The following is a 12,534-nucleotide window of genomic DNA, read 5'->3' as shown; positions in this document are numbered from 1 at the left end:
ACGCCGCAAATCCCTTTTTTCGAATGTGATTTTCTTATGCTGCGCCGTTTTTTCGAATCGTTTTGCCACATCGGAAAGTTTGTGATCACACCCTAAAATACTGTGATCACAAATAGCGAAAATCTTCGCTAAAAACCCATCGAGCATCAAAAAACCCTTTAAACTTGCCCGCTAGACGCCCCTATAACGATTAAACGCAGTCAGACGGGACAGTTTCGATGAACATTCACGAATATCAGGCCAAAGCCCTCCTTCGCAGCTATGGCGCACCGGTGTCCGATGGTCGCGCCGTGTTGCGCGCCGAAGAAGCCAAAACCGCAGCAGGTGAGCTGGACGGCCCGCTTTGGGTTGTCAAAGCACAGATCCACGCGGGTGGTCGCGGCAAGGGTTCGTTCAAAGAGGCCGATGCCGGCGAAAAAGGCGGCGTTCGTCTGACCAAATCGGTTGAAGAAGCGGCCGAAGAAGCCAAAAAGATGCTGGGTCGTACACTGGTCACGCATCAGACCGGCCCGGCCGGCAAGCAGGTCAACCGCATCTATATCGAAGCCGGGTCCGGCATCGAGCGTGAACTGTACCTGGCCCTGCTGGTGGATCGCCAGACCAGCCGCATTTCCTTCGTCTGTTCGACCGAGGGCGGCATGGACATCGAAGAAGTGGCCGCCGCGACGCCCGAGAAAATCCTGTCCTTCTCGGTCGACCCGGCCACCGGTTACATGCCCTATCACGGCCGCCGCATCGCCTTCTCGCTGGGTCTGGAAGGCGCGCAGGTCAAGCAATGCGTCAAACTGATGGGTCAGCTCTATCAAGCCTTCGTCGAGAAGGACATGGAGATGCTGGAGATCAACCCGCTGATCGTCTCGGACAGCGGCGACCTCAAGGTGCTGGACGCCAAGGTCGGCTTTGACGGCAACGCGGTCTACCGCCACCCGGATATTGCCGAACTGCGCGACACGACCGAGGAAGACCCCAAGGAACTGGAAGCCTCCAAGTACGACCTGAACTACATCGCACTGGATGGTGAGATCGGCTGCATGGTCAACGGTGCCGGTCTGGCGATGGCGACGATGGATATCATCAAGCTTTATGGGGCTGAGCCTGCCAACTTCCTCGACGTGGGCGGCGGTGCCACCAAAGAGAAAGTGACCGAGGCGTTCAAGATCATCACCTCGGACCCGCAGGTCAAAGGCATTCTGGTCAACATCTTCGGCGGCATCATGCGCTGTGATGTGATTGCCGAGGGCGTTGTGGCCGCGGTGAAAGAGGTCGGCCTGCAAGTTCCGCTGGTCGTGCGTCTGGAAGGCACCAATGTCGAAAAGGGCAAAGAGATCATCAACACCTCTGGCCTGGACGTGATCGCTGCGGACAACCTGAAAGACGGTGCCGAGAAGATCGTGAAGGCGGTTAAGGGGTGAACACAGCCCGTCGTATAAGCCTATTGCCGGGATTATTGGCCGCGAGCGCTTTGCTTTCTGCATGTGTTGAAAGCCCTTCAAGGCTTTCTTCTGGAGGAAGCGTTGCGCAACAAGCCGCCAAAGCATTCTCAAGCACATGCCTTGAGAGTTTGCCCGGCTTCGATCGCTTTCAGACTAACGCTCGCGCCGCATCACTGAAAACATCAGAGAACCTAGGCAATATTCATACTGTATACGTAGTGCCGAACAGCAAGGTATTTGTCGGGCTTCAGAATCTACCAGGTGCATCTGACGTTGAAGTCTGCGGTGTTAGAGCAGTTAGTTCTGAGCCCTCGTCAGTCGTTGGAGATGCTATTCTGAATGCAGCTCGTTCATCGGTAGGTTCTGGAACTGAAAAAGAGTTTCCATCCGAAAGGTTCGAATACGCTATCCAGCTTCCAAACGGCAGCCTTCTTACACACGACGCAAAAGACATGGGAAGCACGACAAGCAACGTGTTTCTGATTTCTCAACCAGTTCCACAGGGAAGAGTCCCGTCGCTGATTTTCGACGGATAGGCGCTGCCCACAGAAATCCAATAAAGGAGAACGCCAAATGGCAGTCCTCATCGACGAAAACACTAAAGTGATCTGTCAGGGTTTTACCGGCTCGCATAACGGATTGCACTCGGTGTGGACTGTCTGATCTTTCTGGAAACTGAACGTAACCCATGACCATCCCCATCTTCCTCATAGGCCTAGAACGCGCCACAGGGCGTGCGCGTTTGATGGAGCAGGAGCTGCACAAAGCAGGCCTGTCAGCGACGCGCGTCAACGCTGTTGATTGCGATGCCGCCACCCGTGAGGATTTCCTGCGCGACTGCCGGGCGGAAGGACCTTGGGGCTATTTCCACACCAAGGACATGGCCTGCACCCTCAGCCATGCCAAAGCGTGGGAGGCGCTGATCGCCTCGGGGGCGGAACAGGCCTTGATCCTTGAGGATGATGTGTTTCTGACACCGGAATTGGCAGACTGGTTGAATGATGCATCATGGTGGCCAGAGGATGCCGACATCGTGCGGTTCGAACGCTGGCGCAGCACGAAGCTTTACGTGGCCCTTGGGCGCAAGCGGCTGCCCCATCTGGGGCGGGAATTGCGCCTGATGCGCTCGCGCCATCCCGGTGGTGCAGCTTATGCGCTGACACGCGAAGCGGCCCGGCACTTTCTGGCGCAGAAACCCTTTGACATCACGCTGGATGGTTTGTTGTTCAACCCGTCCGCCTCGCCGGCGGCGCGTCAGATCAACATCTATCAGGTGATCCCGGCCATGGTCGAACAGGGCAACGAAGCGCCCGGCGAATACAATATGGGTGCACCGCGCGCGCGGCCAACAGGCTGGCCCCTGATCCGGCAAAAAGTCAGGCGCGGCATCGCTGAAATCAGCAGCGGCCTGCGCACGACGGCCAATCTGGCGCTGGGACGCGCCACGCTCGAGAAAATTACCTATGCGCCGCAGGTTCTGCCGGCGACCGAACCCAATCAATCCAACACCGCCTAGAGAAAGGGACAAAATGGCAGTCCTCATTGACGAAAACACCAAAGTGATCTGTCAGGGCTTTACCGGCTCGCAGGGTACATTCCACAGCGAACAGGCCATTGCCTATGGCACCAAGATGGTCGGCGGCGTCACCCCCGGCAAAGGCGGGATGGAGCATCTGGGCCTGCCCGTGTTCAACTCGGTCCACGAGGCCAAGCACGTGACCGAAGCCAATGCCAGCGTGATCTATGTGCCGCCGCCGTTTGCTGCGGATTCGATCCTCGAAGCGATTGATGCCGAGATGGAGGTGATCGTCTGCATCACCGAAGGCATCCCGGTGCTGGACATGATGAAGGTGAAGCGCGCGCTGGAAGGCAGCAAATCCCGCCTGATCGGCCCGAACTGCCCCGGTGTCATCACGCCCGACGCCTGCAAGATCGGCATCATGCCCGGCCATATCCACAAGCGCGGCTCGGTCGGTGTTGTGTCGCGTTCCGGCACCCTGACCTATGAGGCCGTCAAGCAAACCACCGATGTGGGTCTGGGCCAGTCCACCTGTGTGGGCATCGGCGGCGACCCGATCAAAGGGACTGAGCATATCGACGTGCTGGAATGGTTCCTGGCCGATGACGAGACCGAGTCGATCATCATGATCGGTGAGATCGGTGGTTCGGCCGAGGAAGAAGCCGCGCAGTTCCTGGCGGATGAGGCCAAGAAGGGCCGCAAGAAGCCGACCGCCGGTTTCATCGCGGGCCGCACAGCCCCTCCGGGCCGCCGCATGGGACACGCGGGCGCGATTGTCGCTGGCGGCAAGGGCGGTGCCGAGGACAAGATCGAAGCCATGCGCAGTGCTGGGATCGTCGTGGCCGAAAGCCCGGCTCAGCTGGGCGAGGCTGTGCTGGAAGCGATTGGGTAAGCTGTGATTGCCCATAGCGCATATGTGCTGAGGGCAGCGCCCGACCGCGGGTGGGTGCAAAGCGCCCGCCCATGGGGGCGGTCGGGCGCTGCCCGGCGGTGTCGCCGGGCAGGTGGGTATTGATGGTACCAATGCAGGCCATATCGACCGGATTTCGGAAAACCTTTGTTTGCTCCGGCAGAGCCACACGCTCAGAATTCTGGTGGTTTGCACCGGTCGCGCTTGTCTTGCCGATCGTAACAGCAACACAGCTTAAATGGCAGAAAGCCGAGATTTGGGGCATCTGGCAACTGTTTGTCGTTATGGTAGCCTGTGTCCCTCTGCTATCGGCCATGAGCCGCCGGTTGCAAGATACTGGTGAGGAGGGTCGTCAGGCATTCTATCCATTCATGCCTTTAATTATTCTCTGGTTAGGTTATCAGGTGACATACTGGCTTGGGTTAGTCCTGCTAGCCGGTAGCGGTTTCGGCATCCTCTTTCTCGGGTTGTTCGTCATCGTGCTTATCGCCGCAGCGCTCCTTATTGGATTTATCACAAGCGCACTGGTTGCAGCCAACGTTCTTGGCATGATGCTTGTAGCATCAGATCCGCAAAGCAATCGCTTCGGAGCGCCCGAGGGAGGAGTGACACCATGACCTTCTCCGACGCCATCCGCACCTGTTTTGCCAATGTCTTCACCTTCTCAGGTCGTGCCTCGCGGCCCGAGTACTGGTTCTTTTTTCTGTTCATCGTGATCTGGAACATCATTGCCGGCATCATCGACTGGCAGTTCTTCACTCAGGTCGCGATCACCGAAAGCGATGAGGTGAAATCCGTCACCGCAACGTCCTCGGCTCCGGTGCAGAGCATCGTCGGCCTGATCGTCTTCTTCCCGCATCTGGCCGTTGCGTGGCGGCGGATGCACGACACCGGGCGCAGTGGGCTGTATGCTCTGCTGCCGATCCTGCTGATCCTTGGGGCCTTTGTCGTCCTGATCTTTGGTATCGGGATCGCCTCGAGTTTCCAGCATGGCGGAACGCTCGACATTTTGTTTACCCGCGCAACATTGCTGATCGTCATCCCGACACTTATCGTTCTGGTGGTGTCGCCCCTCCTGGTGCTGTGGTGGCTGACCCGCCCCAGCCAGCCAGGCACCAATCAATACGGTCCCAACCCACATGAGGTAGCCCAATGACCGAACACTCGCCCAATACTGCCTTTCACGCCTCCAGCTTCATGCAGGGGCATAATGCCGAATATCTGGAACAGCTTTATGCGCAGTACACCAAGAACCCCGGTGCGGTAGACGCTGCCTGGGTCGAGTTCTTCAAGGCCATGGGCGACGCCGCGCCTGATGTGCAGCGCGAGGCCGAAGGGCCTTCGTGGGCGCGAACCGACTGGCCGCCCATGCCAGCGGATGATCTGACCGGTGCGTTGACCGGCGAGTGGGCCGAGATTGACGCCAAGGCCGCAGGCAAGAAGATCAAGGAAAAGGCCGCCGACAAAGGTGTCGAAGTCAGCGATGACCAGATCAAGCGCGCGGTGCTGGACAGTCTGCGGGCGCTGATGCTGATCCGGGCCTACCGGATCCGGGGTCATCTGGCTGCCAACCTTGACCCACTTGGCATGCGCGCGGCCAGCAATCATCCGGAACTGGATCCCAAAACCTACGGCTTCACCGATGCCGATATGGATCGCCCGATCTTTATCGACAACGTTCTGGGACTTCAGGTCGCCTCGATGCGGCAGATCGTCGAGATCGTGAAACGGACCTATTGCGGTACTTTTGCGCTGCAATACATGCATATCTCGAACCCGGAAGAGGCCGCCTGGCTGAAAGAGCGCATTGAGGGCTATGGCAAGGAAATCCAGTTCACCAAGGAAGGCCGCAAAGCTATCCTGAACAAGATGGTCGAGGCCGAAGGCTTTGAGAAATTCCTGCACGTCAAGTACATGGGCACCAAGCGCTTTGGTCTCGATGGCGGTGAGGCGCTTATTCCGGCGATGGAGCAGATCATCAAACGTGGTGGCGCGCTCGGGCTCAGTGATATCGTGATCGGGATGCCGCACCGGGGCCGTTTGAACATTCTGGCCAATGTGATGGGCAAACCGTACCGCGCCATTTTCAACGAATTCCAGGGCGGCAGTTTCAAACCCGAAGACGTGGATGGTTCGGGCGACGTGAAATACCACCTCGGTGCTTCAAGCGATCGCGAGTTCGACGGCAACAGCGTGCACCTGTCGCTGACGGCGAACCCGTCGCACCTTGAGGCGGTGAACCCTGTGGTTCTGGGCAAGGTCCGCGCCAAGCAGGATCAGTTGGGCGACACGGACCGCACCAAGGTCATGGCCATTCTGCTGCACGGCGATGCAGCCTTTGCCGGTCAGGGCGTCGTGGCCGAAGGCTTTGGCCTGAGCGGTCTGCGCGGGCATCGCACCGGCGGGACAATGCATATCGTGGTGAACAACCAGATCGGCTTTACCACCGCGCCGCATTTTTCACGCTCCAGCCCATATCCGACGGATATCGCGCTGATGGTCGAGGCGCCGATCTTCCACGTGAACGGGGATGACCCCGAGGCAGTTGTTCATGCAGCCAAGGTGGCGACCGAATTCCGCCAGAAATTCCACAAGGACGTGGTTCTGGATATCTTCTGTTATCGCCGGTTTGGTCACAACGAGGGCGACGAGCCCATGTTCACCAACCCGATCATGTACAAGAAGATCAAGACGCATAAGACCACGCTGTCTTTGTACACTGAGCGCCTCGTCAAGGATGGCCTGATCCCCGAGGGTGAGATCGAAGATATGAAAGCGGCCTTCCAGGCTCATCTGAACGACGAATTCGAGGCCGGTAAGGACTATAAACCCAACAAGGCCGATTGGCTGGATGGGCGCTGGTCGCATCTTGACAAGAACAAAGACGAATACATGCGCGGCGAGACGGCGATCACGCCGGAAACCATGGCCGAAATCGGGGATGCCCTTACCCGCGCACCAAGCGGATTTGCCATGCACAAGACGGTTGGTCGTCTGCTTGAGCACAAGAAACAGATGTTTGAAACCGGTAAAGGCTTTGACTGGGCCACTGGTGAGGCGTTGGCTTTCGGATCCTTGCTGACCGAGGGCTACCCGGTACGCCTTGCAGGGCAGGACGCCACGCGCGGCACCTTCAGCCAACGCCATTCCGGATTCGTTCATCAGGAAACCGAAGAACGGTATTATCCGCTGAACAACATTCGCGCAGGTCAGTCGCATTACGAAGTGATCGACTCGATGCTGTCCGAATATGCAGTGCTCGGCTTCGAATACGGATACTCGTTGGCCGAACCAAATGCGCTGGTCCTGTGGGAAGCCCAGTTCGGGGACTTCGCCAACGGCGCGCAGATCATGTTCGACCAATTCATCAGTTCGGGTGAATCGAAATGGCTGCGGATGTCCGGCCTGGTCTGTCTGCTGCCGCACGGGTTCGAGGGGCAAGGCCCCGAACACTCGTCGGCAAGGCTGGAGCGGTTCCTGCAAATGTGCGGTCAGGACAACTGGATTGTGGCGAACTGCACGACGCCTGCAAACTATTTCCACATCCTGCGCCGCCAACTGCACCGGACATTCCGCAAGCCGTTGATCCTGGTGACACCGAAATCACTGCTGCGTCACAAACTGGCCGTCAGCACCGCCGATGATTTCACCACCGGATCCAGCTTCCACCGGGTACTGTGGGATGATGCACAGAAGGGCAATTCCGACACCAAACTGGTGGCGGATGACAAGATCAAACGTGTGGTGATGTGTTCCGGAAAAGTCTATTTCGACCTGCTGGAGGAACGCGATGCTCGCGGCATCGACGACATTTATCTGATGCGGATCGAACAGTTCTATCCTTTCCCGGCGCATTCTCTGATCAACGAGCTTGAACGGTTCAAGAATGCCGAAATGGTCTGGTGTCAGGAAGAGCCCAAAAACCAAGGTGCGTGGACCTTTATCGAACCCAATATCGAATGGGTTCTGTCCCGGATCGGCGCGAAACATACCCGTCCGGCTTATGTCGGTCGCGCAACCTCGGCCTCGCCCGCGACGGGCCTGGCCAGCCAACACAAAGCCCAACAAGAAGCGCTGGTTAACGAAGCGCTGAGCCTCGAAGGAAAATAAGCGATGACGATTGAAGTTCGTGTTCCCACGCTTGGCGAGTCGGTCACCGAAGCCACTGTTGCAACATGGTTCAAAAAGCCCGGTGATGCGGTCGCCATGGATGAGATGCTGTGTGAGCTGGAGACTGACAAGGTGACGGTCGAAGTGCCCTCTCCCTCAGCTGGCGTGATGGGTGAGATTGTGGCCGCCGAAGGCGACACGGTTGGTGTCGATGCTTTGCTGGCGACGATTGCTGCCGGTGAAGGTGCAGCCGCGCCTGCCCCGGCAACAGCTGCAGCACCCCCCGAGGCCGCACCCTCTGCATCGGGCGGGTCGGTTGACGTGATGGTGCCCACGCTTGGCGAATCTGTGACTGAGGCGACTGTTTCGACCTGGTTCAAGCAAGTCGGCGACAGCGTCGCGCAGGACGAGATGCTGTGTGAGTTGGAAACCGACAAAGTCTCGGTCGAGGTACCCGCCCCGGCTGCGGGTGTTCTGGCGGAAATCGTCGCGCCGGAAGGTGCAACCGTTGATGCAACCGCCAAGCTGGCAGTTATCTCGGGCGCGGCCGCAGGCGCAGCCCCTGCACCGGCAGCTGCTGCTGCGGCTCCTGCTGCGGCAAGCACCGGCAAGGATGTTGCAAATGCGCCGTCTGCCGAAAAGGCGATGGCCGAAGCCGGGTTGTCAGCCGATCAGGTCATCGGCACCGGTCGCGATGGTCGCATCATGAAGGAAGATGTCGCCAAGGCAGTCGCGGCTGCTTCGGCCCCCGCACCTGCGGCGGCTGCGCCGGCGCCCGTTGCTCAGGTTCCGCGCGCACCGGTTGCTGCCGAAGATGAGGCTCGCGAAGAGCGTGTACGGATGACCCGTCTGCGTCAGACCATCGCCAAGCGCCTGAAGGATGCGCAGAACACCGCCGCGATCCTGACCACCTATAACGAGGTGGACATGACCGAAGTCATGGCCCTGCGCAATCAGTACAAAGACCAGTTCGAGAAGAAGCACGGTGTGCGCCTGGGCTTCATGTCCTTCTTCACCAAGGCCTGCTGCCATGCCCTGAAAGAAGTGCCCGAGGTCAATGCCGAGATCGATGGCACCGACATCGTCTACAAGAACTTCGTTCACATGGGCGTTGCGGCCGGCACGCCGCAGGGTCTGGTGGTTCCGGTCATTCGCGACGCGGACAGCATGTCCTTTGCAGCCATTGAAAAAGCCATCGCCGAAAAGGGCAAGCGCGCCCGCGATGGCAAGCTTTCGATGGCCGAGATGCAGGGCGGTACCTTCACAATCTCGAACGGTGGCGTCTACGGCTCGCTGATGTCCTCGCCGATCCTGAACCCCCCGCAGTCGGGCATTCTGGGCATGCACAAGATTCAGGAACGACCGATGGTCATCAATGGCGAGATCAAGATCCGTCCGATGATGTATCTGGCCCTGTCCTATGACCACCGCATTGTTGACGGCAAGGGCGCGGTAACCTTCCTGGTTCGCGTGAAAGAGGCGCTTGAAGATCCGCGCCGCCTGCTGATGGATCTGTAACCATGGCGACACATGTACTCTGGCAGGCCGATGTGGCCGATTTCGACGCCTGGCTGAAAGTGTTCCGCGAGGACAAGCCGATGCGCAAGGCCGCGGGTATCCGCGACCTGCATGTCTGGCGCGACCCCGATCAGAAGGACCATGCGATCGCGATGTTCGAGGTGATCAACCTGGACAAGGCCAAGGCATTTTTCGGATCCGAAGAATTGGCAATGCACCATGAACGAGGCGGCATTGCGCATATCTCGATCAAGCTGCTGGAACCCGTTTGACAAAGATATTCCCGACCCGCCAGATCGGGTCGGGAAAGCGCCGGATCGTCCGGTCGGTTTAGGAGAATGTAATGGCAAACTATGACGTCATCGTAATCGGCGCCGGACCCGGCGGCTATGTCTGCGCGATCCGCTGCGCTCAACTGGGCTTGAAAACCGCTGTGGTCGAGGGGCGCGAAACGCTGGGTGGCACTTGTCTGAACGTGGGCTGCATCCCGTCAAAAGCTCTGCTGCATGCCAGCCATCAGCTTCATGAAGCCGAACACAACTTTGCCAAGATGGGCCTGAAGGGCAAATCGCCTTCGGTCGATTGGAAACAGATGCAGGCCTACAAGGATGAGGTGATCGAGGGCAACACCAAGGGCATCGAGTTTCTGTTCAAGAAGAACAAGATCGACTGGCTGAAAGGCTGGGGCTCGATCCCTGCGGCCGGCAAGGTTCAGGTTGGCGATGAAATCCATGAAACCAAGAACATTATCATTGCGTCAGGCTCCGAACCGTCCTCGCTGCCCGGTGTCGAAGTCGATGAGAAGGTGGTTGTGACCTCAACCGGAGCGCTGTCTCTGGGCAAGATCCCGAAGAAAATGGTGGTGATCGGCGCGGGTGTGATCGGGCTCGAACTGGGTTCGGTGTACAGCCGCCTGGGCGCAGATGTAACGGTGATCGAATTCCTCAAGGAAATTACGCCGGGCATGGACCCTGAGGTGCAGAAGACATTCCAGCGTATCCTCAAGAAACAGGGGTTGAACTTCATCATGGGTGCAGCGGTGCAGAAAACCGAAGCAACCAAGACCAAGGCCAAAGTGACATACAAGCTGCTCAAGGACGACAGCGAGCATGTGATCGACGCCGATACCGTGCTAGTGGCCACCGGGCGCAAGCCTTATTCCGATGGTCTGGGGCTGGACGCTCTGGGCGTCGAGATGACCCCGCGCGGCCAGATCAAGGTGGGTGCGGACTGGCAGACCAACGTACCGGGCATCTACGCCATCGGCGACGTGATCGAAGGCCCGATGCTGGCGCACAAGGCCGAAGATGAAGGTATGGCCGCGGCGGAACAGGTTGCGGGCAAGCATGGGCATGTGAACTATGGTGTCATTCCGGGTGTGATCTATACGTGGCCCGAGGTCGCCAATGTTGGTGAAACCGAGGCGACGCTCAAAGAACAAGGCCGTGCCTACAAGGTCGGCAAGTTCATGTTCATGGGCAACGGCCGCGCCAAAGCCAACTTTGCCTCTGACGGGTTCGTCAAGATCCTGGCCGACAAGGAAACCGACCGTATCCTGGGCTGCCACATCATCGGCCCCGGCGCAGGCGACCTGATCCATGAGGTCTGCGTGGCGATGGAATTCGGCGCATCCGCCGAAGATCTGGCCCTGACCTGCCACGCGCACCCGACCTATTCCGAGGCCGTGCGCGAGGCCGCACTGGCCTGCGGCGACGGTCCGATCCACAGCTGACAACCTTGCCCCCGGCAGCGATCAGCCTGTCGGGGTCAACCAGGCATTCAGATAGGTCTCCAACCTGTCGGTAAATGTCGTCGCTGAATGCAACGCGCAGAATCTTAATGACATGGCCTGTATGGCAAAGGCCTGCACACCTTCGGCCAACAACTCGGGTGGCACGTCCTTGCGCACCTCTGCATCTTCGAGCCACAGCATCACGACGCGGAAGTATCGCTCAAAACAATAGGCCACCGGTCCTATTTCGGCGACAGCCGTCGCACCGGAATACCTGATCAACAGATCGAATACATATCGCTCGGACGTCATGAAACTGTGAACCGGGTCCAGCGACGCGACGATTTCTGCAACAGTATTGGGTGGTGCTCCGGCCTCGGCCTGATCCAGACACGCATTCAGCTTGTCCGCGATCAGAATTTCCATCAGCGCATCCTTGTCGTGGAAATGCGCAAAAAAGGTGCCCTTCGCGACCCCTGCGGCCTTCACGACCTCTTCCACCCGTAACGCTTCATATCCGCCATTGCGGACGACCTCTTCAGCGGCCGCAAGAAGCTTGGCGCGGGTCTTGATCGTGCGTTTCTGAATCGTCTTTTGCATATGGCTCAATCGCACAATTTCTAACCGTGGTCAAATTTTTATTGACCGTGGTCATTTTTTGATTCTATAAACTGACCACGGTCATTTTTCAGGAGATACCCGATGCAACCGAAAAAGATTCTCATTCTTGACGGACACCCCGCAGAAAGCAGCCTGTCACGCACATTTGCCGAAACATACAGAGACGCGGCCCGCAAAAACGGGCACGATGTACGGTTGGTTCATCTGAGCGATCTGCAATTCGATTTTGATTTCGGTCAGGGCAATTATCACGACTTCAAACCGCTTGAGCCGGTTCTGGAGCAAGTGTTGCAAGACTTTGAGTGGAGCGACCACCTGGTCCTGACCACCCCGATGTGGTGGGGCGGCCTTCCAGCAAAACTCAAAGGACTGATCGACCGAATGTTCATTCCGGGGCGAACGTTTGACACACGGAACACCACCAAGATCGGATTTCCGGCGCCCATGCTGACTGGGCGTACTGCACGCGTCATCCTGACGTCAGACACGCCGGGATGGTTCATGCGCCTGATATACAGGCAGGCGCTTATCCGTCAGGTACGGGACCAGATCCTTGGGTTCGTCGGCTTCAAGCCAACGCGGTTCACCTATTTTTCCGGTGCAAGCTATCCCAAGCCCGGCAGCGTCGATCGCTGGTTGGAAAAAGTATCAAGGATCGGAGCCGCTGCGGTTTGAACCACAACTGGCACCT

11 protein-coding genes are annotated in these 12,534 nt (G+C 58.2%); 10 read left to right on the top strand and 1 reads right to left on the bottom strand.

All coding sequences use genetic code 11. The features are described from left to right. The first annotated feature begins 218 nt into the window (after positions 1–218). From sucC to lpdA, 9 genes are all read left to right on the top strand, one after another. On the top strand, positions 219–1,412 hold the full coding sequence (sucC, locus tag ACR0LI_RS14115; protein ID WP_257599952.1) for an ADP-forming succinate--CoA ligase subunit beta: 1,194 nt from the start codon (positions 219–221) through the stop codon (positions 1,410–1,412). Between the two features lie 709 nt (positions 1,413–2,121). Continuing rightward, the gene (locus ACR0LI_RS14110; RefSeq protein WP_171724270.1) at positions 2,122–2,949 is read left to right on the top strand and encodes a glycosyltransferase family 25 protein; all 828 of its coding nucleotides are present in this window, start codon (positions 2,122–2,124) and stop codon (positions 2,947–2,949) included. A gap of 13 nt (positions 2,950–2,962) precedes the next feature. Further along, the gene (sucD, locus tag ACR0LI_RS14105) at positions 2,963–3,844 is read left to right on the top strand and encodes a succinate--CoA ligase subunit alpha (protein WP_152456828.1); all 882 of its coding nucleotides are present in this window, start codon (positions 2,963–2,965) and stop codon (positions 3,842–3,844) included. 122 nt (positions 3,845–3,966) lie between these two features. Further along, the gene (locus tag ACR0LI_RS14100; RefSeq protein WP_480491892.1) at positions 3,967–4,479 is read left to right on the top strand and encodes a DUF805 domain-containing protein; all 513 of its coding nucleotides are present in this window, start codon (positions 3,967–3,969) and stop codon (positions 4,477–4,479) included. Next, positions 4,476–5,018 carry a DUF805 domain-containing protein gene (locus ACR0LI_RS14095; protein WP_171724272.1) on the top strand — a complete coding sequence of 181 codons (543 nt, stop codon included), beginning with the start codon at positions 4,476–4,478 and terminating at the stop codon, positions 5,016–5,018. The genes ACR0LI_RS14100 and ACR0LI_RS14095 overlap by 4 nt, the downstream gene beginning before the upstream one ends. After that, positions 5,015–7,972, top strand: coding sequence for a 2-oxoglutarate dehydrogenase E1 component (locus ACR0LI_RS14090; protein WP_480485788.1), 2,958 nt, complete (start codon positions 5,015–5,017; stop codon positions 7,970–7,972). The genes ACR0LI_RS14095 and ACR0LI_RS14090 overlap by 4 nt, the downstream gene beginning before the upstream one ends. Positions 7,973–7,975: 3 nt before the next feature. Then, on the top strand, positions 7,976–9,490 hold the full coding sequence (gene odhB, locus ACR0LI_RS14085) for a 2-oxoglutarate dehydrogenase complex dihydrolipoyllysine-residue succinyltransferase (RefSeq protein WP_480491888.1): 1,515 nt from the start codon (positions 7,976–7,978) through the stop codon (positions 9,488–9,490). Between the two features lie 2 nt (positions 9,491–9,492). Further along, on the top strand, positions 9,493–9,762 hold the full coding sequence (locus ACR0LI_RS14080; protein WP_152456823.1) for a hypothetical protein: 270 nt from the start codon (positions 9,493–9,495) through the stop codon (positions 9,760–9,762). A gap of 71 nt (positions 9,763–9,833) precedes the next feature. Beyond that, positions 9,834–11,222 (top strand): dihydrolipoyl dehydrogenase, encoded by a 1,389-nt coding sequence (gene lpdA / locus ACR0LI_RS14075; protein ID WP_210093336.1) that lies wholly within the window; start codon positions 9,834–9,836, stop codon positions 11,220–11,222. Positions 11,223–11,243: 21 nt separating this feature from the next. On the opposite strand, the gene ACR0LI_RS14070 is transcribed toward lpdA, so the two are convergent. After that, positions 11,244–11,822, bottom strand: a complete 579-nt coding sequence (locus tag ACR0LI_RS14070) for a TetR/AcrR family transcriptional regulator (protein ID WP_480718711.1) — start codon at positions 11,820–11,822, stop codon at positions 11,244–11,246. Between the two features lie 102 nt (positions 11,823–11,924). Here ACR0LI_RS14070 and ACR0LI_RS14065 point away from each other — a divergent pair, with 102 nt between their 5' ends. Next, the gene (locus ACR0LI_RS14065; RefSeq protein ID WP_170346349.1) at positions 11,925–12,518 is read left to right on the top strand and encodes an NAD(P)H-dependent oxidoreductase; all 594 of its coding nucleotides are present in this window, start codon (positions 11,925–11,927) and stop codon (positions 12,516–12,518) included. Positions 12,519–12,534: the final 16 nt, after the last annotated feature.

This window comes from Ruegeria sp. CL7 (assembly GCF_056536445.1).
This window is presented reverse-complemented; position numbering and strand designations above follow the sequence as displayed.